The following is a 23657-nucleotide window of genomic DNA, read 5'->3' on the forward strand; positions in this document are numbered from 1 at the left end:
GATGTCCAACGCGCTGAGTGCCGCCGACCTCGTCCCGGGGGAGCCGGCACTGGATGAACCACCCCGGGCGTCGTCGTGGCTGCGCTACGCCGCTCTGAAGGCCGGCGGCGCCGTGGTCTCCCTGATCATGGTGGTGCTGCTCGGGTTCTTCGCCTTCCGGATCCTGCCCGGCGACCCCGTCCGCTCCCTGGCGGAGGGGCGCCGGGTCAGCGCCGAACAGATGGACCTGCTGCGTGAGCAGCTGGGTTTCAACGACCCGCTGCTCACGCAGTTCCTGCGCTACCTCGCCGACCTGGCCCAGGGCCGGCTCGGCTACTCCTACACCTACAGCGAGCCGGTCCTGAACCTGATCCTCGACCGGCTCGGCCCGACGCTCCTGCTCACCGGCACCGCCGCGCTCATCTCCGTGGTCCTGGGGCTGTGGCTGGGGCAGCGGGCGGCGTGGCGCCGCGGCAGCCTCTTCGACAGGACCCAGACCGGCCTGGCCCTGGTGTTCTGGTCCGTGCCTACCTTCTGGCTCGGCCTGATCCTCCTGCTGGTCTTCGGCGGCGGTCTCCACTGGTTCCCCACCGGCGGGCTGGTCACGGCCGGCACCACCGCCACCGGGTTCCCGCTGCTCTGGGACATCGCCCGGCACATGGTCCTGCCGGTGGTCACCATGGTCGCCGTGGTCTACGCCCAGTACCTGATGGTCATGCGCGCCTCGCTGCTTGAGGAGATGACCTCGGACTACCTCCAGACCGCCCGCGCCAAGGGCCTGCGGGAGGACCTGGTGCGCCGCCGCCACGCGGTGCCCAACGCACTGCTGCCTACCGTGACGCTGATCTTCCTCACCCTCGGCGGGCTCGTCGGGGGAGCGGTGACCGTCGAAACGGTGTTCTCCTGGCCGGGCCTTGGGCTGCTGACCTTCCAGGCCCTCTCCGCGCCGGACTTCCCGCTGCTGCAGGGCACCTTCGTCGTCTTCTCCTCGATTGTGATCGGAATGAACTTCCTCGCCGACCTGCTCTACCGCTTCCTCGACCCCCGGCTGCGTGCCGCATGAGCACGTCAACCGGCTCCGCGGGCACCCGCCGCGTCAATGTCGCGGCGGCGCGGCGCCGCCAGGCCATGGCCGACGGCTGGAAGGAGTTCGCCCGCAATCGGGCCGGCCTGGCCGGGCTGATCATCCTGCTGGCCGTCATCGCGCTGGCCGCCGTCATCCCGCTGTTCGCCCCGGCCAGCGTCCTCGACGTCACCCAGGTCACCGCCGGACGCAATGAATCGCCAAGCCTTGCCAACCCGCTGGGCACCGACCCCGCCGGGCGGTCGGTGCTCGCCCTGCTGATCTGGGGCGCCCGGATCTCCCTGGTGGTCGGCTTCGCCGCCACCCTGGTCTCCATGGTCATCGGCACGGTGATGGGCATGGCCGCCGGCCACTTCACCGGCGCTGCCCAGGCCGTCCTGATGCGCCTGATCGACTTCTTCCTCGTGGTGCCCGGGCTGGTGCTGGCCATCGTGCTTTCAAGCATCATCGGGCCCGGTATCGCCACCATCGTTGTCGCCATCGGCGTCACCTCCTGGGCCGGCACCGCGCGCCTGGTCCGATCCCAGACCCTCACTGTCGAGGCCCGCCCCTACATCGAACGGGCCTGGGCGCTGGGCGCCTCGGACGCGCACGTGATCGGCCGGCACGTGCTTCCGGCCGTCATGCCGCTCGTGCTGGCCAACACCACGCTCACCGTCGGCTCCGCCATCATCGCCGAGTCGACGCTGGCCTTCCTCGGCCTCGGCGACCCGAGCAGCGTCTCCTGGGGCGGCATGCTCAAGTCCGCCCTCGACACCGGCGCGGCCACCGGCGGCTACTGGTGGTACGTGCTGCCGCCGGGCCTCGCCATCGTTATCGTGGTGCTGTCCTTCACCCTCGTAGGGCGCGCCCTCGAATCCGTCATCAACCCCACACTGCGAGGACGCTAATGGCCCGCCTGCAACTGAAGGACCTGCGCATCAGCTACCGGACGAAGACCGAGGGCGGACGCGGCACCGTGACCGCCGTTGACGGCGTCAACCTCACCGTTGAGCCCGGTGCCACCGTCGGCATCGCCGGGGAGTCCGGTTCCGGCAAGTCGACCCTCGCCGTGTCGGTGCTGCGCCTCCTGCCTGCCAATGCCACCATCGAGGGCTCGATCCTGCTGGGCGAGGACGACATCTCCACGCTCAGCTGGGGCCGGCTGCGCTCGGTCCGCTGGACCGAGGCCGCCATCGTCTTCCAGGGCGCCATGCACTCCCTGAACCCGGTGCGGAAGGTCCGGGACCAGATCGCCGAGGCCCTGCAGATCCATGCCACCGGGGACGGCGCGAAGTATCGAAACGAGGCGGCGCGGACCGCCCGCGTCAACGAGCTCCTCGAACAGGTCGGGCTGCCGGTGGCCAAGGGGCTGTCCTATCCGCATGAGCTCTCGGGCGGGCAGAAGCAGCGCATCATGATGGCCATGGCCCTGGCGTGCGAACCGGAGGTGCTGATCGCCGATGAACCGACGACGGCGCTCGACGTCGTGGTGCAGGCCCAGGTCCTCGACCTGCTCACCTCCCTGGTCCGCGGCCGCGGACTGTCGCTGATCATGATCAGCCACGACCTCTCCGTGCTCGCCGCCACCTGTGAACGTATCGTGGTGATGCAGGCCGGCCGGATCGTCGAGGACGGCCCGTCGGCGGAGGTGATGCGCAACCCACAGCACCCGCACACCGCCGCCCTGGCCTCGGCGTTCCCCACCATCGGCGACCCTGCGTCCCGGCTCCGGCTGCCCACCTACACCGCGCCGAACGCCCCCACGGTGCTCGACGCCGACCGGCACACCGGCGGCGTCCAGTCCGACGGCGTGCCATCCCGCACGGGCTCCGGACGCCGTGCCGCCGTGCCGACGGATTCCCCTGCGCCGATGGCGGTTTCGCCGGTGCCGGTACCCTCCGCGCCCGCAGCCGGACCGGCGCCCGGAGCGGCGGCAGCGCCGGCGGCCGGTCCGACCCCCGTGCTTGAGGCCCGCAACCTTTCGGTGCGGTTCGGCCGCAGCGCCACCAACGCCGTTGACTCGGTGAACCTCACCTGCAACGCCGGGGAGATCGTCGCCTTGGTGGGCCAGTCCGGCTCCGGCAAGACGACCCTGGCCCGGACCCTGCTGGGACTGCAAAAGCCCACGGCCGGCGAGGTGCTCTTCCGCGGCGAACCGCTGGTGCACCGGCGCAGGGCGCTCAAGGCGTACCGCCGCGCGGTCCAGTTCGTGCTGCAGGATCCCACCGCCGCCCTGAACCCGAAGCATTCGGTGTACGAGGCGGTGGCGGAGGGCCCGCGCCTCCATCACCTCGACGGCGACGAACGCGAGCTCGTCGCCGCGGCGCTGGCCAAGGCTGAGCTGAACCCGCCGCAGAAGTACTTCACCGCCATCCCGCAGGAGCTCTCCGGCGGCCAGCGGCAGCGCGTCGTCATCGCCGGGGCCCTCGCCCTTGACCCGGAGTTCCTCGTCGCCGACGAACCCGTCGCCAGCCTTGACGCGTCGGTGCGCGCCGGGGTCCTGGCCCTGTTCCTGCGGCTTCGATGCGAACTCGGCCTCGGCGCCCTGGTGATCACGCACGACCTAGGGCTGGCGTGGAACATCGCCGACCGGGTGGTGGTGATGTACGAAGGGCGGATCGTCGAGGAGGGGCGCGTCGAGGACGTGCTGCTCAACCCGCAGCACGAGTACACCCGCAAACTCCTGAGCGTCGTGCCGACCAGCACGGGCTCCCCCGAGCTGTCGGTGCAGCCCGAGGCCGCCCGGTGACCGGCGGACCGGCCGCACCGCAGGGGCCGCGGCCTGAACTGCGTCCGCTGCAGGCGGGGGACCGCGTGGGCCTGGTCTCGCCGTCGGGCCCCGCTGACGCCTCGAAGATCGACAGGGCCCTCCTGCTGCTCGAGGAGTGGGGGCTGGAACCGGTGCTCGGCCGGCACGCCCGCGACGTGCACCCGCGCGCGCCCTACCTCGCCGGGTCCGATGCCGACCGCGCCGCCGACCTCCAGGACCTGGTCTGCGACGACAGCATCGCCGCGGTGATCTGCCTGCGCGGCGGTTACGGCGCCGTCCGGCTCCTGGACCTGCTCGACGCCGAGAAGCTCCGCTCCGCCCGGCCCAAACCGCTGATCGGGTCCTCCGACATCACCGCCCTTCACGAGTACTGGGCCGAACACCTCGGTCTGGCCACCTGGTTCACCCCGATGCCGGCCACGGACGCCCTGCTGGAGGACCCCGCCGCCCGCGAGGGGCTGCGCGAGGCCCTGTTCACCCCGTACCCGGGCCGGACGCTGACCAGTTCCGCGGCCGAAACGCTCGTTCCAGGCACGGCCACCGGGATCCTCACCGGCGGCAACCTCAGCCTGCTCGCCATGACCCTGGGCGCCCGCGGCCGGCCCGCGCCCTCGGACGAGGGCCGGATCGGGCTGCTCGAAGACGTCACCGAGGACATCTACAAGCTCGACGGGCTCATGACCTCCCTCCTGCGAGCGGGCTGGTTCGACGGACTGGCCGGGCTCGCGCTGGGCTCGTGGAGCCAATGCGGTGAACCGCACGAGGTGAGGGCGCTCGTCGAGGAACTCCTGGTGCCCCTCGGCATTCCGCTCGTCGAGGAACTCGGCTTCGGGCACGGCCCGGCCGCCCTCAGCGTTCCCCTCGGCGTGCCCGCCACCCTGACCGCCGACGAAAGCCCACGCCTTGTCCTCTCCTGACACCCCGTTCCCCTCCCAGCCGCCCGCCGACGACTCTCTTGAGGAGGAGCTCCGGCGAATCCTCACCGAGGAGGTCGGCGCCGGTGCGGCGCCGTCGGCGGTCGCCGCCGTCGACGTCGGCGGCCGGACCACCGGTCCCATCGCGGTCGGCAACGCCGTCGCGTTCGGTGACGGGGGCGCCGCCTTGGCGCCCGGGGACCGCGTGCCGGCACGGCCGGAGACCGTCTACGACCTGGCCTCAGTGACCAAGATCGTCAGCACCGTGGGCGCACTGGCACTGGTGGCCGACGGCCTGCTCGACCTCGACGAGCCGGTCGGCCGCCACCTGCCGACCTTCCGGCACGGCGACCGCGGCAGGATCACTCTGCGCCATCTGCTCACCCATACCTCCGGGCTGCCCGGCACCTGGGAGGGATGGCGCACGCTCCCGACGGGAACCGACCGGGCCGGCCGGCTCGAGGACCTGCTCTCGGTCCCCCTGGCCACCGCGCCTGGTACGGAGTTCACCTACTCCTGCGTCGGATTCAACACCGCGATGGCCCTCGCAGAGACCGGCTCCGGGCGGGAATGGGCGGAGCTCGTAGAGGAGAAGGTGCTCGCCCCGCTGCGGCACCTCGACCCCCGGACGGCCGCGCTGACCTACGGGCCCCGGCGCGACGACTCCGCGGCGACCGAGTACCAGCTGGAGACCGGCAGGGGAATGGTGCGGGGAGAGGTTCACGACGAAAGCGCCTGGTTCCTGGGCGGTGCCGTGGCCAACGCGGGCCTCTTCGGGACCGCCGAGGCGGTGCTGGGGCTCGGGAACGTGCTCCGCGACCGGCCCGAGGCGCTGCTTCCGGCGGAGCTGGCCGACGGCCTGTGGACCGACCAGATGCCCCGCATGCTGGGCGCGCAGCGCGCTGCCGACCCGGAGATTGGCTGGCACGCCCTTGGCCTGCGCATCGGGCAGCCCGACTGGATGGGCACCGCCGGTGCCCAGGCCCGCGGGCACAACGGCTTCACCGGCACGTCGCTGATCATGGACCGCACCCACGCCGTGACGGTGGTACTGCTGACCAACCGCGTCCATCCGCACCGGCTTCACAACGCCATGGGCCCGTTCCGTGTCCGAGTCGCCGACGCGGCCTACTCCCACGCCGTCCGGGAGGTGACGGCATGAGCATCGTCTCGGATTACAGCGACGGCGTCCCCCACATCTCCTACTGTCTGATCACCTTCGACGGGGAGGTGATTGCCGAAAGCGGTGCCGACACCCCCGTCTACGCGGCGAGCACGATCAAACTGGCGGTGCTCATCGCCGCCCTGCGTGCCGTGGACGCCGGGAAGCTGAGGCTCAGCCAGCAGCTTTCCTCACGGCTGACCTTTCGCTCCTCCGCCCCGGGCGGCGGCACCTTCAGCTTCGAGCAGGACCCCGACGAAACCGACGACGGCATGCCTCCCGCCGGCCGGCCCGTCTCGCTGCGCGAGGTGCTGCGCCGGATGATCGTCGTCTCCTCCAACGAAGCAACCAATATGGCCGTTGAACTGGTCGGCCTCGACGCTGTGCGCGGGGCACTCGCGGTGTGCGGAGCGTCATCGTCGAAGATGGAGCGGTTGTTCGGCGACCTTGAGGGGCTGGCCGCTGGGCTGACGCAGCAGACGACCGCCCGGGACCTGACGGCCATCATGAGTGCCATCGTCACGGGCCGGGCGGCGGGCCGGTCGAGCACGCGGTTCATGGTTGAGCTGTTGCGGGCGCAGGAGTACAGCCTGATCGGGCCGGCGCTTCCTGCGGAGGCGCGATGGGGTTCGAAGTCCGGGTGGGTCACCGGAATCCGCCACGATGTCGCCTTCGTGCAGCCCTACGGCGGGACGGACCCAATGGGCGGCTTCATCCTCGCCGTCTGCACCCGGGCATATGGCGAAGCGGAGGCAACGACGGCGATCGGCGCGCTGTCCCGGCTGGCCTGGGACCTGTCCCGCACACGTCCGGGAGGACTCCACTACGTGCTTGAGGGCCCTGTCGAGGAGTGGGCGACGGGCTGAGGCGGATACGAACGCACAACGATCCAGCCGCCGGCGTTGTACCCGGCCCGCCCCGGTGTTTGACTCGGACGGACAATATATCGCGAGTGTTCAGGGGGACCGAATGACCGAGGTAAAGATGCGCAAGACGGTGTTGCGGTGGGGGATAATCCTCGGCGTTGCCGGTGTCCTGATGCTGGTTTTCAGCCCGGTGATCATCGGCAATTTCGGGACGTTCTACCCCGGCGCAGGAGCGCCAGTGGCCATGGCCGTGACGACCCTCTATTCGGTGGCAACGATCGCGCTCCTGCCCTTCTCCGCTTCCCTCGTGGCAGCATCCCTGGTCATGCGCCATGCTGAGTCGCTTGCGGCGCGGAAGGAAGCGTAAGGACAAGCTTCCCCCGAACCTGCCCGCCTTCGCTTACGCGGTGGGCTCTCTCCAGCTCCTGGATGGGAAGCACCTCCTGGATGACAGGGCGGAGGGAGCCTTCCTCGATCCAGCCGCGCAGCAACACCAGGTCCCCGCCCGAGGGTCGGACGAGGAATCCTCGGACGGCGGCTCCCGGGAGCAGTCTCGACCGAGCGGCGATGATCGGATTGTCGGTGCCCGGGTTCACGGTCACCGCGGTGCCCTCCCGCCGGACGAGCGAGCGCAACACGCGGGCCGGCAGCTTCCCCGAGGCATCGAACACCAGATCGAACCGTCTGCCGCCGAGGCTTTCCCGCCAAAGGTTCCGGTCGACCACTTCGTGCGCCCCCAGTCCGCGCACAAAGTCCGCTTGATCGGGCGTGGTGCCGCGGTGACCTCGGCGCCCAGCCGTCCCGCGACCTGCACCGCAGAGGTTCTCTGCGATGTCGAAGATGCCGATGCCACACGGAATCAGCAGCAGCGGGCTGCGGGAGAGCCGTTGGCTCAAAGGGCCTGCGCCTCCGTCCCATACTCCTGCAGCAGTTCCAATGCCTCCCGGGGTTTGAGGACTCCCCGGACGTTCTCGAGGTCAAGGAGCGGAGCTCCCGCCACCCGATGGAAGGAGGCGCCGAACGCCCTGAGCGTCACGGTCCAGAAGACGTTGAGACAGAGCACCAAAAGAACAAGGACAAGCGGGTGAAGCGCGAGACCGCACTGCCGTAGCCAGACGAGAAAGGGTTTCATCCGGTGCAGGGGAGAGGGTGCAGAAGTTCTTGGAGGCCGGCCGGTCTCGATCAGAGCACTGAATGCCGGTGCCGCCGGCTCTGTGCGGGCGACGCTGCGGGTCCCGCCTTGTCGCGCTGCAGCTCGAACAGCTCGACGACCTGGACGGGCCTGCCGATGAGCACTGTTCGGTCCAGTTCACCTCATCGCGCCAGAGCCGGCGCAGCAGGGCGTAGTTCTCGACGGCGAGCGGGATGCCGTCGCGCACGTCCCGGTTGAAAGACCTCGTCGGCGTGCTTAGCGATCTCGGTGAGTCCTAGGAGACGTTCGTGTTCGGTGAGCATTTGGCCGGAGTCCGGATGTGACCTGATATCCCCGATGGTTAAGATTTCAATTTCCATGAGGCTTGTCCTCCGTGCCGGGGCCTGCCCACCGCAGTGCGGTGGGCAGGCCAAGCCCGGGCTGGTTGGCGTAGTGGGCCAGGCACGTCAAGCTACCGGCCCGGCCCGAGGCCATCACGGGTTAATTCAGGCTCTACCGATTCTCGGCCGAACTGCTGAACTACTTATGCAACAGCGACAGCGGCGCGCAGCGGCTCGAGTGCCTTTGCCCATGCTTCGAGCTGGTTGAACATGTTCTCGAGAGCCTGGACCTGGTAGTCGCCAGGCTTCAGGGTCGAGAAGTTCTCGAAGTCGGTGAACAGCGACAGGGCAGCCTGGTCCCGGACCGTTGCCATCTGCAGTTCGGCAGCGACGAGGCGAAGGTGCTCGACAGCGCGCACGCCTCCGACCGAGCCGTAGCTGACGAAGCCGGCGGCCTTGTTGTTCCACTCGGCGGACAGGAAGTCGATGGCGTTCTTCAGGACACCGGAGGTCGAGTGGTTGTACTCGGGGGTGACGAAGACGTAACCGTCGAATTCAGCGATCTTCGCGGCCCACTCCTTGGTGTGGTCCTGCGAGTACTGGCCCATCAGCGGGGGCATCGGCTCGTCGAAGTGAGGCAGCGGGTAGTCCCGGAGATCGACGATTTCGTAGGTGGCGCCGTCGCGGGTTGCAGCCTTCTCGAAGACCCAGTTGGCGACAGCCTCGCCATTGCGCCCGGGGCGCGTGCTTCCAAGGATGATTGCGATCTTAGTCATATTGTTCCCTTCCAGGACCAGTTGTTCGTGTGCTTGTTCAGCAAGATCTACAACCCGCCCTGAATCGGTAATATTTCCGCTTTCGACACGCACTTTAAAGTGCGTTCTGATACGCACTTTAACGTGCGTTACGCACCTGAAAATAAGAAATAATTAAGCGGGTCGCCTTCAGGGTGGCGGGGCAAGAGCCTCGAGAGAACCACGTTGCGACGCGCGGGCCGGGGCCTCCCGGGCCTTCCGACGGCACCTTCGGGTGGCCAGACATACACCGGACGGGCCGGTCAGCGCTAAAAGGAATTCCCAACCGCCTCTGCGGCGTATTAGTCCGCTGAGGTGATTCCGCCGTCTCCGGCTTCGAAAGGGAATTTTCGTTTATTGTCCCGCCAATGTTCGAGAAACCGGCTGGACCTTCGGACATTCGAATTTGCGCCGACAGCTCAGCCATTGATTCTCCTGGGTGGATCTCCGGTGGCGTAGGCGCCGACCCTGGGTGCGCTCCCAACCCGTACACAGGATGGTCCGGCATAATTGGAGGGCGCGTTCCCGCGGGCGGAGTTCCCGGCGCGGATTGCGGGACGAGCGCCCGCATGCTGCCGTGGCAGGAGGCCCGCTCGGGCCGCCCGCCCCGGAACCCAGCATGGGGCGAATGAAGGTCAAACAGGATCCGGAGAATCGGCAATCATGAAATTAGCTGCGGTCGAGCAGGCACAGGTCATCTGCGACAAGGAAGCAGAGACGATCGCCTTCGTGCGGGAGATCGTCAGTCGATTGGGCGACAAGTGGACAATGGCCGCACTCGACCAGCTCGCCGGCGGGCCGCTGAGGTTTACCGCGCTGCAGGCAGCCCTTCCCCCCATTTCCCACCGGGTGCTGACCGCGACGTTGCGAACCCTCGAGAAAGACGGAATGGTGACCCGCACCTCGTATCCGGAGATGCCCCCTCGAGTTGAATACGCGCTGACCCCACTGGGTGCGGGCTTCCTCCGGCAAGCCATGCCGCTCGTGGGGTGGGCCCAGGAGCATCGGGCGGAAATAGAGGAGCACCGGTCGGCGTCGGCTGCGGTCAGCGCCGCGGCTGTGGCTTCCGCAACCGCGTGATTCCGGTGCCCGGCGCATCGTCAAGGACGATGGTGCTGCCCGAGTAGCGGGAGCCGCCGTCGACGGGTGACTCCCGAAGCCACAGGCCGCCGACGAGGTCCTGCGGAACCTCCGCCCCGGACTTGGCGGCCAGGGCCGACGCGAAGGCGGCGGCCGCGCCAATACCGACGCCGCTTTCCATCATGCAGCCCACGAGCACTCCGATGCCGGCGGCCTGCGCCGTCGAGGCCAGCTCCATCGCTGGGGTGAGTCCGCCGGTCTTGGCGAGCTTGATGTTGACCATCGCGGCCGCGCCCGCGTCGATCAGCCGGTGGAGGTCCTTCACAGTCCAGACGGATTCGTCGGCGAGAATGGGGGTCCGCACGGTGGAGGTGACCCGGGCGAGGCCGTCCCAGTCGCCCGCTGGAACCGGCTGCTCGACGAGTTCAAGGTCGACTCCGTCATCCTCAAGGGCCGTAATGAACCGGATGGCCTCATCCGCGGTGAACGCCTGATTGGCGTCGATGCGCACCCGGGCGTCGACGCCCACGGCATTCCGCACCGCCCGCAGCTTCGCCACCGGATCGCCGTGCGCATCGAGCTTAACCTTCACGCAGTCGAACCCGGCGGCCCGATGGACGGCGGCGGCCCGGGCGAGGGCCGCGGGTCCGTCGACGGAGAGCGTCATGTCGGTGAGGATGCGGTTGTGCCGGCCGCCCAGGTAGCGGTACAGCGGCAGCCCTGCGCGGCGTGCCGCGAGGTCGTGCAGCGCGCAGTCTACGGCCATGCGGGCGGCGCTGCGTTCGTCCGAGCCGGCGATCCGGGAAAGCGCAGCGGAGAGATCACCTGATCCGTCGTCGGACTCCAGCAGGGCCTGCAGAGGGCCGTGCACCGAGGCGATGACGCCGGCCGTCGTCGCGCCCGTCACCGCGCTGATCGGGGCCTCACCCCAGCCCGAGCGCCCTTCGGCGTCCCGCACCTCAACGAGCACCGATTCGAGGACCGTCGTGCGGCGCACGGCGGTGATAAACGGCCGGACGAGGGGGACCGTGACGGCGTGGGCGGTGAGGAGGAGCCCGGAGCCGCCACCAACCCGGCCCGAGGGGAGTGCCGGTGCGCCGTCGTTCATATTTCCGCCCATTGCAGCAGCCTCCCCTATGTAGGTCACTTACGATACCTTTTAGTTGGTTGTAACTGACCGACTTTTCCCTTCAACCGGCTCCCGAAAGCGGCAGATGAGCATCCAATCGGCAATTCAGGCGCAGCTGCCCACGCTTCCTCCCTCTGCGCGTCGGGTGGCTGAGGAAATCCTCGCCGATCCGGAGACGGTGCTGCGCCACACCATTTCGGAGCTGGCGCACATCTGCAGCACCTCCGAACCTTCAGTGGTGCGCTTCTGCCGAGCTGTTGGCTACGCGGGCTACGCCCAGCTGCGCCTTTCGATGGCCACCGAGATCGGCCGCGAGACCGCGCAGTTCGGGGACACCAAACGGTTCGGCGCCGACATCAGCCCCGACGACTCCCTCGCCGACACGGTCGCCAAGATCGCCTTCGCGGAAACCCTGGGCATTGAAGAGACCCTGTCCCACCTGGACATCGACCAGCTGCGCAGCGTCGTCGAGAGCATCAGCACGGCGCGCCAGATCCTGGTCTACGGAGTCGGCGCCGGAGCGGTGGTGGCCGACGACCTCCAGCACAAGCTGTTCCGGATCCGCCGGATGGTCCACTCCTTCGACGATCCCCACGACGCCCTGATGGGTGCGTCCCTGATGGGCGCCGGGGACGTCGCCGTGGCTTTTTCCCACAGCGGCAGGACCGCCGAGACCCTCGAGTTCGTTGAGCGGGCCCGGGAGGCAGGGGCAACGACCATCGGCATCACCAACGGTGCAGGGTCACCGCTCGCCGAGGCCGCGGACCTGTGCCTGCTCACGATGGTCCGTGAGACCGCTTTCCGCTCCGGCGCGATGGCGTCGCGGATTGCCCAGCTCGCCGTGGTTGACTGCATCTTCGTGGGTGTGGCGCAGAGCAGTTACGACGCGACGGTCGATGCGCTGGAGACGACGCGGGCGGCGATCACGAACCGGAAGCAGCGCTGACCCGACCCAAGCCTCCTACTCACCGGAGGACCCGGCGCAGGAAGTCCACGGTCCGCTCTGGCTGGTCCCAGTGCGGAAAGTGCCCGCAGTTCTCGAACCACTCCAGGGTGGCCCCGGGGTAAAGGGCCACGGCTAGGGCGGCTTCACTGGGCAGAGTTACCCGGTCTTGGCGTCCCCAACCGAAGGCGAGCCTGCCCTTGAGCGTCCCGCACGAGACACCTGACTGATTGGGCCCGTAGGAGAGCGCCCTGCGGGCGTCGTCGAGGCTGGGGGAGGTGGCAAAGCCGCGCAGCTCCGTGAGAACGAGCTGCGGATCGAGCCGCCATGGCCGGGCCGAGAACTGGGCCAGCAGGGCCGTGCGTCCGGCGGCGTGCCGTGTCAGGAAGGGGAGCGCCGGCTGGATGCGCCGCACGAGGGCGATGGAGGCTGTGATGCTTGCCGTGAATATTGCGCGTTGTCGATGGTTCCAGAATCCGCCCGGGCTAAGCGCAACGGCGGTGCCGCGATGTCCCCGTCGAGCCAGTTCGACCACCATCCGGGCGCCCATGGAGCTGCCGACGAGGTCGGCGTCGGCCAGGTGCTGCTCCACGAGGTAGTCCTGCAGTGCATCCGTGAGGGTCGCAACGGTCACCTCGCCGGTGAGCGGAGCGCTGGTGCCGAAGCCGGGCAGGTCGACTGCCACGACCTCACGCTGGCGGGCCAGGGCGGGCACCACGGGATCCCAGTTGCGCAGGCTCGAGCCCAGGCCGTGCACCAGGACCAGCGGCGTGCCGGAGCCTGAGCGCTCGGTGTTGAGGGTCGGGGCTCCCACCTAGGAGGCTTCCGGCGGCAGGGCCTCGTGGTGCTCGCGGCCCTGCGTGCGGCGGTCTTCCTTCATCTCGGCCTCGAAGAGGTGACGCTTGCCGTCAGCCAGCTTGTCCCGGGCCAGCTTCTCGAGCGCCTTGAACTCCGCGTAGTAGGAATCGTCGTAGTCCTCGACGATCTGGAATGTCCAGCGCCCCTCGATCACATTGCGGCCCACGAGGTCCTTGTTGAGTGTCTCGGCGAGGTCTGCGTGGCCGGCGGTACGCAGCAGCTCGACGGCCTCTCCCAAGGCCAGATCGGCCTTGCCCGTGAGGCGGTGGAAGCCGTACAGGTAGCCCCGGGCGTGTTCCACCACCTCGAGTGCCTCGGAGAGTTTGCCCAGGGCCTCGACGGTGGCGTCGTCGACTCCTTCCGGGCGCTGGTGGTTGGCGTCGGGTCCGTTCTCAGCAGAGTTGGTCATGGTGCTTACCCTAAACGGAACCCGCGCGGGGCATGGAGCAATTTCTGCCCGGGGCCGGGTTCGCGCCGAAGGCCGGGGCGCACCATCAGCCCCCGCCCAGGATCGCCCGCAGCGTGTCGGCATTGCGCACTGCGTTGCCGCCGCCGTCGTTGTTGAAGTAAACGAACACGTCCTTCCCGGCACCCTGCCACTCACGGATCCGGTCCGCCCACCAATGCAGATCCGCGTCGCTGTAGGACCCGCCGTACAGATGATGGGTATCGGGGCCGTGCAACCGCAGGTAGACGAACGGTGCGGTGGCACGCAGGACGCACGGCAGGTTGGCGCCGCTCATCACGCAGTAGGCCGCGCCGTGCCGTTCGAGCAGCGAATAGACCTCCTCCGTCTCCCAGCTCGGATGCCGGAACTCAACCGCAACCCGGATCCACTCAGGCAGCAGCGCCAGGAAATAGTCGAGCCGGGCGTCGTCGCGCTGCATCGCTGGTGGGAGCTGGACCAGGAGGACGGCCCGCTTGTCGCCCAGCTCGTGCCAGCACCGGATGATGCGCTCGACCCACACCTCCGGTGCGTACAGCTTCTTGGCGTGGGTGAGTCCCCGCGGGGCCTTGACCGAAAAGAGGAATCCGGACGGAAGGCGATTCCGCCAACCGGCGAACGTCGAGTCGCGGGGCCACCGGTAGAAGCTGGCGTTCAGCTCGACGGTGCTGAACCGCTGGTAGTAGTACTGCAGCCGCCGGGCGGTCGGCGTGCCCGCGGGGTAGAGCACGTCGTTCCAGTGGTCGTAGCTCCACCCGGAGGTGCCGATGGAAACGCTCAAGGCTAGGCTCCGCCCGTTGGATGACACTTCCGTCCGATCCTAGTGGACGGCCGTGGCCGGCCGCCGGAGGAGTCGACGATCCCCACCGGGACCCTCCCAACCTCCGACGGGGAGACCGACGGGCCGACACCGGACGAGTCGACTATTCCGACCGGAACCCTGCCGGCCGAGGACTAGGGCAGCACCGGCGGTTCCAGGGCCGGGCGCAGCCCGGCTCAGGCGCGGAGCACCCAGGCCGCGTTGTCGGGTTCAAGCCAGCCCTCGGCAGCCTGCGGAACGGCGGTGATCAGCACCGTCCCGGCGGGAAGCCGCACGGGGGCTTCGCCCATGGCAACGGCCAGCAAGAAGCCGTGCCCGCGCTCGCAGATCAACAGGCCGCCGTCGCCGACGTGCCAGGAGGCGCCGTCGCCGGCGTCGAGCACGCCCTCGGCCAGCAGCCGCCTGCGGAGCTCGAGGGCGCGGACCACCAGCTGCTGTGGAGACGCCGGGTCGTTCCGTTGAGCCTCGATGGCCCATTGCCCCCATCCGGGTGGTACCGGCAGCCATGGTTCGGCCGCGGGACCGGTCATCGAGAAGCCGTGGGCGGATGCCGCGTCCGCGGTCCAGGGCAGCGGGACCCGGGCGCCGTCGCGGGAGATTCCGCCGCGGGCCACCATGGGGTCGCGCCGTGCCGCCGGCGGCACCTCGGCCTCGGGGAGCCCGAGTTCCTGGCCCTGGTAGAGGTACGCTCCGCCGGGCAGCCCGAGGATGGTCAGCAGGGCCGCCCGCGCCCGTGCGGCGCCGCGCCCGCCGCCGCCGAACCGGGTGGCGGCGCGGACGATGTCGTGGTTCTCGAGTGCCCAGGTCGGCGCCGCGCCGTGGGCCTTCCGTGCGGCCTCCAGTTCGGTGCCCACGGCGGCCCAGGCGGCCGGGTCCCAGCCGAGCTGGACGAAGGCGAAGGCGAACGCCTGATGTAGTTCGTCGGGCCGCGTGTACCGGGCGGCGCGGTGGGGATCGAGGTTGACCTCGCCCACCAGCACGCGCGGCGGTGAGTAGGAGTCGGCGAGCTGGCGCCATCTCCGGTAGACGGCGTGCACCTCCTCCTGGTCGGAGACCTGCCGGTTGGAGCGCAGCCCGTCCACCACGGGGGTGCCGGTGGGGGAGTCCGGAAGCCCCTCGGCCTTGAACAGGGCGTGTGCCACGTCGATGCGCAGCCCGTCCACGCCCTTGTCCAGCCAGAACCGCAGCACCTCATCGAAGTAGTCGCCCACGGCCGGGTTGCGCCAGTTCCAGTCCGGCTGGGCCGGGGAGAACAGGTGCAGGTACCACTGCGTGTCGGTCGTCGACTCCGGGTCCGCGCGGGTCCAGGCCCGTCCGCCGAAGACGCTCTGCCAGTTGTTCGGGGGAGTGCCGTCGGCGGGCCCCTCGGCGAAGTGGAACAGCTCGCGCTCTCTCGAGCCGGGACCCGCCGCGAGGGCCTGCCGGAAGAGGGGGTGCTCCACCGAACAGTGGTTGGGGACGACATCGACCAGGATGCGCAGGCCCAGGCTGTGGGACCGGTCGAGCACCGCGTCGAAGTCGGCCAGAGTCCCGAACAGCGGGTCCGCCCCGCAGTAGTTGCTCACGTCGTAGCCCTGGTCCACCTGTGGGGAGGTCTGGAACGGGGTCAGCCAGAAGCCGTCCACCCCGAGCGAGGCGAGGTAGGGCAGTCTCGCCAGGAGGCCCGGGAGGTCGCCCACGCCGTCGCCGTTGCCGTCCGCGAAGGAGCGCGGGTACACCTCATAGATGACGGCGGTCTTCCACCACGGCTCACCGGCCGGAGCCGCCTCCGGCACGGCTACACGTCCAGGGAGGCGACGAAGTCCTCCCCGTGGACGCAGCGGCCGCCGACGAAGGTGGCGAGCACCTGGATCTGCCCGATCCCGGTGGCGGGCACGGCCGCAGGATGGTCCGAGAGCAGGACCAGGTCGGCGAGCTTCCCCGGCTCGAGGGTGCCACGGATGTCCTCGTCGCCGGCGATCCACGCCGCATCCACGGTGTAGGCGCGCAGGGCCGTGACGGCGTCGACCCGCTCGGCGGGGCTCATCACCCGGCCCGCTGCGGTGCTGCGCTGGACCATCGACTGCATACCCAGCAGCGGGGCCCCAGCGGCGACCGGGCGGTCGGAGCTGCCCGGCACCCGCACGCCGGCCTCAAGGAAGGAGTGGTGCCGGTACATCAGGGCCTCCCGCTCCCCGCCGACCGTCTCGAGCAGAACCTGTCCCATCTCGTGGAGGAAGCGCAGCTGCGGAACCGGGGTGACGCCGAGCGCAGCGAAGCGCGGCAGCTGGTCCTCCCGGACGATGCCCGCATGTTCGATCCGGTGGCGCACTCCCGGGCGCGGATGGGCGGCTTGGGCGGCCTCGAACGCGTCGAGGGCGACGTCGACAGCGCGGTCGCCGATGGCATGGGCGGCCACGGTCCAGCCGGAGCAGTGGGCCTCGACGATGCGGGCGGTGAGCTCCTCGAGGGAGAGCTGAAGGCTTCCGGTGTTGTGCTCCTGCCCGCAGAAGGGTTCGGTGACGGCGGCGGTGCGCCCGAGGAGGGAACCGTCGATGAAGATCTTCATCGGCCCCAGCCGCAGCGTGTCGTCGCCGAATCCGGTGTGCACTCCGAGGTCGAGCCCGAAGGTGATGTGGTCCTGCCGGTGGGAGGTGAGCGGGTGCAGCGCGTCGCTGCTGGCCATGAGCTGCACCCGGGTCCTCAGCCCGCCGCGCTCGCGGGCAAGGGTGTAGGCGGCGAGCTCCACGGGGCTGCGCCCGATCCAGCCCGCACCGATGCCGGCCTCGGTGACGTGGGTCAGCCCCTCGGCGGCGTAGCGTTCACTGGCGGCGGTGATGGCGTCCGCAAGGGCCTCCACCGGGTGGGGAATCACGAGCTGGGTCACCAGTTTCTGGGCCTGTTCCTGCAGCACGCCGGTGGGTCCGTTTCCGTCCCGGACAACCTCCCCGCCCACCGGGGTCCCGGCCGATCCGTCCATCACCCCGGCCCGGGCCAGCACCTCGGTGTTCACCGTGGCCGCGTGGCCGGAGCGGTGCTTGAGCCACACCGGGTGGCCCGGCGCCGCGGTGTCGAGCCGTTCCCGGTGCGGGTGGGCGCCGAGGACCGTGTTGTCGTAGCCGGACCCAATGACCCAATCCCCGGCGTCGAGGCCCGAGGCGAAGGCCGCCACGGCGTCGTACACCTCCTCGACGGTGGTGCAGCCGCTGAGGTCGAGTTCGGAGAGGGACTGCCCGAACCACGCCATATGGTTGTGCGCGTCCCCGAACCCCGGGAGGACCACCGCGCCGCGGCAGTCCAGGGTGCGGCGGGAGGCCAGGCCCTCGACCTGCCCGTCGAGCCCGACGATGCGTCCGTGCAGGATGCCCAGGGTGGTAGCGGTGGGGGAGGCCCCGGCCATTGGGGAGATGGCCGCGTTGACGAGCAGCAGGTCGAGGATGGGATCACCTCAGGGTCAGGGGGCGGATGAAACCTTGGCTTTCTTCATCTTCCCCCGTCCGATGCCCGGCGCGCCGGTTCCGGCCACCGAATCGCTGGAGAGCCGCTGCGCCAGCCAGATGGGAACGATGGAGACGACAATGAGGATGACGGCGACGACGTTGACCACGGGCGCCTGGTTGGGGCGGAACAGGTTGGAGAGGATCCAGACCGGAAGGGTCTGCTGGCCGGCGCCGATGGTGAAGGTGGTGACGATGATTTCGTCGAAGCTGAGGGCAAATGCCAGCAGCCCGCCGGCGAGCAGGGCCGAGCGCAGCTGCGGCAGGGTCACCAGGACGAAGGTGGTGAAGACGCCGGCCCCGAGGTCCGCCGAGGCCTCCTCGAGGCTGCCGTTGATGCGGCGCAGCCGCGCGATGGCGTTGTTGAACACCGTCACCATGCAGAAGGTGGCGTGTGCGACGATGACCGTCCACAGGTTCAGCGGAACCCCGAGCACGGTGGTGAACAGGTTGTTCAGGGCGATGCCGGTGACGATGCCGGGCAGTGCGATGGGCAGGATGACCAGCAGGTTGATCACGTCCCGCCCGAAGAAGCTGTACCGCTGCAGGGCTAGGGCCAGCAGCGTGCCCAGGATGAGCGAGATTATCGTGGAAATCACGGCGACCTGCACCGACGTCGCCAGGGCGTCTCGGACCCCCTCGGAGGCGACGGCCCGCGACCACCACTCGAGGGTGAAGCTGCGCGGGGGCCAGCCAAAGGTGCGGTCGGCGTTGAAGGAGTTCACCACCACCAGCAGCAGCGGCAGGTAGATGAACAGCAGGATCAGCCCGGTGATGACCCCGAGGATGGTCTTGGCACTGCGCGAAAGCTTCACGGCCCGCTCCTACAGGTTGTTCAGGGCGCCGGTACGGCGGACCACGAAGAGATAGATCATGATAATGGCGATCGGGATGAAGGCCACGGCGGCAGCCAGCGGCAGGTTGTTCGCAGCCCCGACATTGGCGTACACCACGGTGCCGAGCATCTGGGTGGTGCCCCCGACGATCTGCGCGGTGATGTAGTCCCCCAGGGAGAGGGAGAACGTGAAGATGGTGCCGGCGATGATCGAGGGGACGAGGATGGGCAGGATCACCAGGCGCAGCGTCGCCAGGGGCTTCGCGCCCAAATCGCCCGAGGCCTCGATCAGCGAGTCGGGCACCCGCTCGAAGCCGGCGTGGAGGGGAAGGATCATGTAGGGGAGCCAGATGTAGGCGAGGGTGAGGACGACCGCGGTTTCGCTGTAGCCGGGGCTGTTCACGCCTACCGGGGCACCGAGCCACTCGAGCAGCCCGCCCTCGGCGAGGACGTTCCGCCACGCGTAAGCCTTGACGAGGTAGCTGGCCCACAGGGGCATCAGCACCGCCACGATGAGCAGCTTCTCCCACCGTTTGTCGGCCACCTTGGCGATGAAGAAGGCGATGGGCAGGGCGATCACCATGTCGATCAGGGTGACGACGACGGCGATCCGGAGGGTCCGCAGCGTGATCGCCTGGTACACGGGGTCGGTGGTGACCGTGAGGATGTTGTCGAAGGTCCAGGTGGTGGACACCTTCCCGGTGAAGGTGTCCACCGTCCAGAGGGCCGTGATCAGCAGGGCGGCCAGGGCCGCGATGTACACCAGGATCAGCCATGCCGCCGGAGCGGTGAGCAGGCCCGCCAGGCGCAGGCGGGGGCTGCGGTGCAGCGCCGCCGATACCCGCCGGTTCCCCGTCCGGGGCGGCGCCGGGGCGGGCCGCGGTTTGGTCTCAAGTGTCATCTTTGCTTACCTTTTTCGTTCGTCCTGCTGATGCGGGGGCGCTCCGGCCTGGAATCCCGGTTTAGCCCTTGATCTCTGTCCAGGCCTTGGTCCACTCGGAGTAGTCGGTGCATTCGACGTCGGTGCGTCCGTCGATGCAGTCGGCCACAGGGGTGGTCCAGTACCAGATCTGGTTGGCGTATTCCTCATCGCCGGAGTGGAACGTCTCGCAGTGGTTCGCGTCCTTGGTCAGCTCGCACGCGGCGGGGTTGGCGGGGGACTCACCGAAGTACTCCGCGACCTGGGCGTTGGCCTCCGGGCTTGCGATGTAGTCGAGCCACATGTAGCCGCAGTTCTTGTTCTTTGATTCCGAGCCGATCATCCAGGTGTCGGACCATCCGGTGGCTCCTTCTTCGGGAAGGATCGTTTCGACCTTGGTGCCGTCGGCCGTGGCGATGTTCGCCCCGACCTGCCAGGTGGTGCCGACGACGCTTCCGCCGCTGGCGAAGGACTGGACCTCCTTCACGACGTCGGACCAGTACTCACCGACATGCTCCCGCTGGGCCTTCAGCAGGTCGACGGCGGCCGCCAGCTGGTCCTTGTCGAGGGCGTACGGGTTTTCGATCCCAAGCTCAGGGTTGTGCTTCATCAGGTACAGGGCGGCGTCGGCGATGTAGATCGGGGAGTCGTAGGCGGTGACCTTGCCCGAGTACTTCTCGGCGTCCTCGAACACGGCCTTCCAGGAGGTGGGGGCGGGGTCGACGAGGTCAGCGCGGTACATCAGCACGTTGGCTCCCCAGCCGTGCGGCATGCCGTAGTTCTTGTCGTCGACGGTGTTCCACGGCTGGTCCTTGAGGAACGGGTAGACATCGTCGTAGTTCTCCAGCAGGTCGGTGTTCACCGGATCGACGTCGCCGCCGGCGATCAGGCGGAGTGAGGCATCCCCGGAGGCGGAGACGACGTCGTACTGGCCGGTGCGCATGAGGGTGACGGCCTCATCGGAGGTGCCGAAGGGCTTGAAGTCGACCATGCACCCGGTCTCCTCCTCGAAGGCGGAGACCCAGTCGACCTCGGGGTCGTTGCTGCCGTCTTCGACGTAGCCGGGCCACGCCAGGATGGACAGTTTGCCTTCGCCCTCGCCGATCTCCGTTTGGGCGGTCTTCGCGGGTGCCTCTGCGTCGGCGTCGCCACCGCCGGAGGTGCCGCAGGAGGTCGCCGCGAGGACGGCGACGGCTGCCAGGGAAAGCGGCCAGTACCGCTTGGTGGACGTGCTCATGGTTCTGCCTTTCGGTCGATGATGCGGGAAGTCGGTGTAGGAAGTTGGTGTAGGGAGTCGGTGCCCGATGGCGGTGCTTGAAGCTGGTTCCCGCTGCCGGTGGCGGAACGGGGAGCGGGCGGAGAAGGAGCCCGGTCAGCCGGTGGGCGGGAGCCAGACGACGTCTGAGGTCCGCCACTCGACCGCGACCTCCCTGCCCGGCGTCACGTCCTCCTCGGCCAGGGCGGCCGGGTGGACGAGGACCACCACGGTGGTGCCGTCGCTGATGGCCACCCGGACCTGCGTCGCATGCCCGAGGTACACCAGCGCCGAGACGATTCCCAGGATCGCCGTGCTGCCGTCACGGCCGGCGCCGCCGGGGTGGGCAAGCCGGAGGCGCTCGGGCCTCACAGAGAATGCCTCGGCCTTCCCGTACAGGCTGGACCCCACGGCGGCGGGGAAGATGTTCGAGGTACCGACGAAGTTGGCGACGAATTCGCCGTTCGGGCGATCGTAAATCTCCTTCGCCGTGCCCACCTGCACCAGGCGGCCGGCGTTGAAGACGCCGATCCGGTCGCTCATCGTGAGCGCCTCCTCCTGGTCGTGGGTGACGAAGATGAAGGTGATGCCGAGGGAGCGCTGCAGCTCCTTGAGTTCGACCTGCATCTGCTGGCGCAGCTTGAGGTCGAGGGCGCCGAGGGGCTCGTCGAGCAGGAGGACCCGCGGCTCGACGACGAGCGCCCGGGCGAGGGCGACCCGCTGCCGCTGGCCGCCGGAGAGCTGCGAGGGCCTGCGGCCGAGGAAGCTGCCGAGCTGGACGCGATCCAGTGCCGCAGCGGCACGCTCGCGGCGCTCCCGCTTCGGGACCCCGCGCACCCGCAGGCCGTACGCCACATTGTCGATGAGGCTCATGTGGGGAAAGAGCGCGTAGTCCTGGAAGACCGTATTCACGTCCCGGTCAAAGGGCGCGCGCGCCGTGACGTCGGTTCCTTCGAGCTCGACCGTGCCGCTGGTGGGGGACTCGAAGCCGGCGATGAGGCGCAGCACCGTCGTCTTCCCCGATCCCGAGGGGCCGAGCATTGAGAAGAACTCGCCCTGACGGATCTCGAGGTCGATCCCGTCGACCGCCGTCGTCTCGCCGAACTCCTTGGTGAGCCCGCGCAGGGAGATCGCCGGAACGTTGGAGGACACTGTCTTCTCTCCTGGGTTGAGGGCCGTCTGGGTCATCGGGGCCGGTGCCTTTCCGCTGCGGGGGCAGCTATCGAGGCACTGTGACCTGCCTCACTCGTCGAACTGCGCTAAAGCCTATGACCTTATATGTTTTATGTATAGACGTCGGCAGAAAATTCTCGTTACAGTGAGTCCGTGACCCAGCAAGCAGCCTCCGCCTCGCGGGGACTTGCCGCCGTTTTCTCGCCGCTGCGTTCGGCAGGGCTGGCCGATCAGGTGGTCGAGCGCATCGAGCAGGCCGTGGAGACCGGGCTGCTGGTGAGCGGCCAGCGGCTGCCGAGCGAGGTGGAGCTCGCCGCGGCCCTCGGGGTTTCCCCGGTCACCGCACGGGAGGCGCTCTCGAGTCTCCGGGCGCGGGGCCTGATCACCACAACCCGCGGACGGAACGGCGGCAGTTTCGTCGCCGAGGACTTCCTTCCCTCAACCAAGGGCGCGCTCGAACAACTCCGGGCACTCACCCGCCTGCAGATCAACGACCTCGGCCTTCACTACTCGATCATCACGGTGGCCTGCGCCGGAATTGCCGCGCGCCGGGCCGACGCGACGGAGCTGGCCATCCTGCGGACCTACCTCCGCCCGGCGCAGGACACGCTGCTGTCCTGGCGCCTCGTTGACTCTGAGTTCCTGCTCGAACTCGCCGCCATCGCCCGCTCGGCCCGCCTGGGCCGGGAACTCGTGCGCCTGCAGGCCGACCTCGGAACCCTGACCCTGCTGCCCTACACCGACGAAGCCTTCCGCGAGGCCTCCGTCGGCATGCGGACCGCCGTCGCCGACGCCATTGAGGCCCGCGACAGCGCGCTCGCCGAAACCACCACCAAGGAACTCGTCCACGCCCTGATCCACTGGCTGCTGGACGAGCATTCGCGATGACACTCCGCGCCCACAAGGAGCCTTCCATGGCTGCAGAACAGATCGAAGTACCGGCACCCGTCCGCCAGGTGCAGTCCCTGATCACCGGCATCGAGGGCACCCTCGAGAAGTGGGCGCAGGATCTCGGCAGGGACCTGTCGGGCATGCGAGGCATCGTTCCCGGTGCGGCCATCGACGGCCTCGTGCAGCCCGCGGTGAAGGGACTGCTCGCCAAGGACAGCCCGGAACTCGCCGGTGCGGGATTCATCGCCAACTCCGGGCTCGTTGGCCCGGACCGCAGCTATATCGCCTGGTGGCAGGGGCCCCAGCTGGAGCGCGTTGATGCGTTGGCCAATTTCAGCCCCAGCTCGATGGAGCGCTACCTCAAGGCCGAGTGGTTCCGGATTCCGGTGGAATCCGGCATTCCGCACGCGACGGGGCCCTACATCGACTTCCTGTGCACGGACGACTACGTCGTCACCTTCACGCACCCGGTCCGCCGGGAGGGCAGTGCAGAGGTCGCAGGGATTGTCGGCACCGACGTCGCCGTGCGCACCCTCGAACAGAACCTCATCCGCGGCCTGCGGCAGCTTGGCCCCGCAGTGTCACTCGTCAGCGCCGAAGGGCGGGTCGTCGTCTCCTCAGCACTGTCCCTGGAGCCCGGGGACCTGATCTCCCTGGACGACGCCGCAGTGTCGTATCCGGTGGGCAGGCGGTTCGCGATCTGGGGTGCGACGGAGGACTAGCCACCCCGGGGAAGAGCCGCTAAATGCCAAAGGGCCCCGCGTCGTGGACCGGATCAATCGATGCCGGGTTCGATCGGTAGCCGGCAT

The 23657-nt window shown here is 68.9% G+C and carries 24 protein-coding genes; 11 read left to right on the plus strand and 13 right to left on the minus strand.

Going from position 1 to position 23657, the window contains the following annotated elements:
- Nucleotide 1: 1 nt before the first annotated feature.
- The 7 genes from I6N91_RS00560 (at nt 2) to I6N91_RS00590 (ending at nt 7124) form a co-directional block, all read left to right on the plus strand.
- A complete protein-coding gene (locus tag I6N91_RS00560; protein WP_198809982.1) occupies nt 2-1042 on the plus strand; it encodes an ABC transporter permease in 1041 nt (346 codons plus the stop codon).
- The gene (locus I6N91_RS00565) at nt 1039-1953 is read left to right on the plus strand and encodes an ABC transporter permease (RefSeq protein ID WP_198809983.1); all 915 of its coding nucleotides are present in this window, start codon (nt 1039-1041) and stop codon (nt 1951-1953) included. The genes I6N91_RS00560 and I6N91_RS00565 overlap by 4 nt, the downstream gene beginning before the upstream one ends.
- Nucleotides 1953-3794, plus strand: a complete 1842-nt coding sequence (gene nikE, locus I6N91_RS16980) for an ABC transporter ATP-binding protein (protein WP_233091284.1) — start codon at nt 1953-1955, stop codon at nt 3792-3794. Before I6N91_RS00565 ends, nikE begins: the two co-directional genes overlap by 1 nt.
- Nucleotides 3791-4732: an LD-carboxypeptidase gene (locus I6N91_RS00575; protein WP_307843178.1), complete on the plus strand. Its 942-nt coding sequence runs from the start codon at nt 3791-3793 to the stop codon at nt 4730-4732. The genes nikE and I6N91_RS00575 overlap by 4 nt, the downstream gene beginning before the upstream one ends.
- On the plus strand, nt 4719-5891 hold the full coding sequence (locus I6N91_RS00580) for a serine hydrolase (RefSeq protein WP_198809984.1): 1173 nt from the start codon (nt 4719-4721) through the stop codon (nt 5889-5891). Before I6N91_RS00575 ends, I6N91_RS00580 begins: the two co-directional genes overlap by 14 nt.
- Nucleotides 5888-6757 carry a serine hydrolase gene (locus tag I6N91_RS00585; RefSeq protein WP_198809985.1) on the plus strand — a complete coding sequence of 290 codons (870 nt, stop codon included), beginning with the start codon at nt 5888-5890 and terminating at the stop codon, nt 6755-6757. Before I6N91_RS00580 ends, I6N91_RS00585 begins: the two co-directional genes overlap by 4 nt.
- 103 nt (nt 6758-6860) lie before the next feature.
- Nucleotides 6861-7124, plus strand: a complete 264-nt coding sequence (locus I6N91_RS00590; RefSeq protein ID WP_198809986.1) for a hypothetical protein — start codon at nt 6861-6863, stop codon at nt 7122-7124.
- On the opposite strand, the gene I6N91_RS17540 is transcribed toward I6N91_RS00590, so the two are convergent.
- The 3 genes from I6N91_RS17540 to I6N91_RS00605 form a co-directional block, all read right to left on the minus strand.
- Complete coding sequence (locus I6N91_RS17540; protein WP_374058888.1) at nt 7081-7506, minus strand: zinc-binding dehydrogenase; 426 nt, start codon at nt 7504-7506, stop codon at nt 7081-7083. The genes I6N91_RS00590 and I6N91_RS17540 overlap by 44 nt on opposite strands.
- A gap of 143 nt (nt 7507-7649) precedes the next feature.
- On the minus strand, nt 7650-7820 hold the full coding sequence (locus I6N91_RS00600; RefSeq protein WP_198809988.1) for a hypothetical protein: 171 nt from the start codon (nt 7818-7820) through the stop codon (nt 7650-7652).
- Nucleotides 7821-8433: 613 nt separating this feature from the next.
- Nucleotides 8434-9006, minus strand: a complete 573-nt coding sequence (locus tag I6N91_RS00605) for an NADPH-dependent FMN reductase (protein ID WP_198809989.1) — start codon at nt 9004-9006, stop codon at nt 8434-8436.
- 681 nt (nt 9007-9687) lie between these two features.
- Here I6N91_RS00605 and I6N91_RS00610 point away from each other — a divergent pair.
- Complete coding sequence (locus I6N91_RS00610; protein ID WP_233091285.1) at nt 9688-10104, plus strand: helix-turn-helix domain-containing protein; 417 nt, start codon at nt 9688-9690, stop codon at nt 10102-10104.
- On the opposite strand, the gene I6N91_RS00615 is transcribed toward I6N91_RS00610, so the two are convergent.
- Complete coding sequence (locus I6N91_RS00615) at nt 10070-11251, minus strand: dipeptide epimerase (protein WP_198809990.1); 1182 nt, start codon at nt 11249-11251, stop codon at nt 10070-10072. The two genes, I6N91_RS00610 and I6N91_RS00615, sit on opposite strands and share 35 nt — an antisense overlap.
- A 67-nt stretch (nt 11252-11318) precedes the next feature.
- On the opposite strand from I6N91_RS00615, the gene I6N91_RS00620 reads away from it, so the two are divergent.
- Entirely contained in the window at nt 11319-12179 is an 861-nt protein-coding gene (locus tag I6N91_RS00620; protein ID WP_198809991.1) for a MurR/RpiR family transcriptional regulator, read from the plus strand.
- A gap of 19 nt (nt 12180-12198) precedes the next feature.
- Here the strand turns inward: I6N91_RS00620 and I6N91_RS00625 are convergent, their stop codons facing one another.
- The 9 genes from I6N91_RS00625 to I6N91_RS00665 form a co-directional block, all read right to left on the minus strand.
- The gene (locus tag I6N91_RS00625) at nt 12199-12990 is read right to left on the minus strand and encodes an alpha/beta fold hydrolase (RefSeq protein ID WP_198809992.1); all 792 of its coding nucleotides are present in this window, start codon (nt 12988-12990) and stop codon (nt 12199-12201) included.
- Nucleotides 12991-13443: a hypothetical protein gene (locus tag I6N91_RS00630; protein ID WP_198809993.1), complete on the minus strand. Its 453-nt coding sequence runs from the start codon at nt 13441-13443 to the stop codon at nt 12991-12993.
- A gap of 85 nt (nt 13444-13528) precedes the next feature.
- Entirely contained in the window at nt 13529-14260 is a 732-nt protein-coding gene (locus I6N91_RS00635; protein ID WP_198809994.1) for a DUF72 domain-containing protein, read from the minus strand.
- A 215-nt stretch (nt 14261-14475) separates the two neighbouring features.
- Nucleotides 14476-16074 (minus strand): alpha-amylase family glycosyl hydrolase, encoded by a 1599-nt coding sequence (locus tag I6N91_RS00640; protein WP_198809995.1) that lies wholly within the window; start codon nt 16072-16074, stop codon nt 14476-14478.
- Between the two features lie 2 nt (nt 16075-16076).
- The gene (locus tag I6N91_RS00645; protein WP_233091286.1) at nt 16077-17678 is read right to left on the minus strand and encodes an amidohydrolase; all 1602 of its coding nucleotides are present in this window, start codon (nt 17676-17678) and stop codon (nt 16077-16079) included.
- 54 nt (nt 17679-17732) lie between these two features.
- Nucleotides 17733-18590: an ABC transporter permease gene (locus tag I6N91_RS00650; protein WP_198809996.1), complete on the minus strand. Its 858-nt coding sequence runs from the start codon at nt 18588-18590 to the stop codon at nt 17733-17735.
- Nucleotides 18591-18599: 9 nt separating this feature from the next.
- On the minus strand, nt 18600-19511 hold the full coding sequence (locus tag I6N91_RS00655) for an ABC transporter permease (RefSeq protein WP_198809997.1): 912 nt from the start codon (nt 19509-19511) through the stop codon (nt 18600-18602).
- Between the two features lie 61 nt (nt 19512-19572).
- Nucleotides 19573-20766: an ABC transporter substrate-binding protein gene (locus I6N91_RS00660; RefSeq protein WP_198809998.1), complete on the minus strand. Its 1194-nt coding sequence runs from the start codon at nt 20764-20766 to the stop codon at nt 19573-19575.
- A 135-nt stretch (nt 20767-20901) separates the two neighbouring features.
- Entirely contained in the window at nt 20902-21972 is a 1071-nt protein-coding gene (locus I6N91_RS00665) for an ABC transporter ATP-binding protein (RefSeq protein WP_198809999.1), read from the minus strand.
- 138 nt (nt 21973-22110) lie between these two features.
- On the opposite strand from I6N91_RS00665, the gene I6N91_RS00670 reads away from it, so the two are divergent.
- On the plus strand, nt 22111-22845 hold the full coding sequence (locus I6N91_RS00670) for a FadR/GntR family transcriptional regulator (protein WP_198810000.1): 735 nt from the start codon (nt 22111-22113) through the stop codon (nt 22843-22845).
- Nucleotides 22846-22871: 26 nt separating this feature from the next.
- Nucleotides 22872-23570, plus strand: coding sequence for a cache domain-containing protein (locus tag I6N91_RS00675; protein ID WP_198810001.1), 699 nt, complete (start codon nt 22872-22874; stop codon nt 23568-23570).
- The last annotated feature ends 87 nt before the right edge of the window (nt 23571-23657 follow it).

This window comes from Arthrobacter sp. MSA 4-2, from assembly GCF_016405885.1.
In the GTDB taxonomy this organism is placed as follows: Bacteria; Actinomycetota; Actinomycetes; order Actinomycetales; family Micrococcaceae; genus Arthrobacter_D.

What these genes read in the sequence shown, in the direction of transcription:
- I6N91_RS00560 (WP_198809982.1), top strand. Translation starts at nt 2, where the DNA reads ATGTCCAACGCGCTGAGTGCCGCCGACCTCGTCCCGGGGGAGCCGGCA.
- I6N91_RS00565 (WP_198809983.1), top strand. Translation starts at nt 1,039, where the DNA reads ATGAGCACGTCAACCGGCTCCGCGGGCACCCGCCGCGTCAATGTCGCG.
- nikE (WP_233091284.1), top strand. Translation starts at nt 1,953, where the DNA reads ATGGCCCGCCTGCAACTGAAGGACCTGCGCATCAGCTACCGGACGAAG.
- I6N91_RS00585 (WP_198809985.1), top strand. Translation starts at nt 5,888, where the DNA reads ATGAGCATCGTCTCGGATTACAGCGACGGCGTCCCCCACATCTCCTAC.
- I6N91_RS00590 (WP_198809986.1), top strand. Translation starts at nt 6,861, where the DNA reads ATGACCGAGGTAAAGATGCGCAAGACGGTGTTGCGGTGGGGGATAATC.
- I6N91_RS00605 (WP_198809989.1), bottom strand. Translation starts at nt 9,006, where the DNA reads ATGACTAAGATCGCAATCATCCTTGGAAGCACGCGCCCCGGGCGCAAT.
- I6N91_RS00610 (WP_233091285.1), top strand. Translation starts at nt 9,688, where the DNA reads ATGAAATTAGCTGCGGTCGAGCAGGCACAGGTCATCTGCGACAAGGAA.
- I6N91_RS00620 (WP_198809991.1), top strand. Translation starts at nt 11,319, where the DNA reads ATGAGCATCCAATCGGCAATTCAGGCGCAGCTGCCCACGCTTCCTCCC.
- I6N91_RS00630 (WP_198809993.1), bottom strand. Translation starts at nt 13,443, where the DNA reads ATGACCAACTCTGCTGAGAACGGACCCGACGCCAACCACCAGCGCCCG.
- I6N91_RS00645 (WP_233091286.1), bottom strand. Translation starts at nt 17,678, where the DNA reads ATGGCCGGGGCCTCCCCCACCGCTACCACCCTGGGCATCCTGCACGGA.
- I6N91_RS00655 (WP_198809997.1), bottom strand. Translation starts at nt 19,511, where the DNA reads ATGACACTTGAGACCAAACCGCGGCCCGCCCCGGCGCCGCCCCGGACG.
- I6N91_RS00660 (WP_198809998.1), bottom strand. Translation starts at nt 20,766, where the DNA reads ATGAGCACGTCCACCAAGCGGTACTGGCCGCTTTCCCTGGCAGCCGTC.
- I6N91_RS00665 (WP_198809999.1), bottom strand. Translation starts at nt 21,972, where the DNA reads ATGACCCAGACGGCCCTCAACCCAGGAGAGAAGACAGTGTCCTCCAAC.
- I6N91_RS00675 (WP_198810001.1), top strand. Translation starts at nt 22,872, where the DNA reads ATGGCTGCAGAACAGATCGAAGTACCGGCACCCGTCCGCCAGGTGCAG.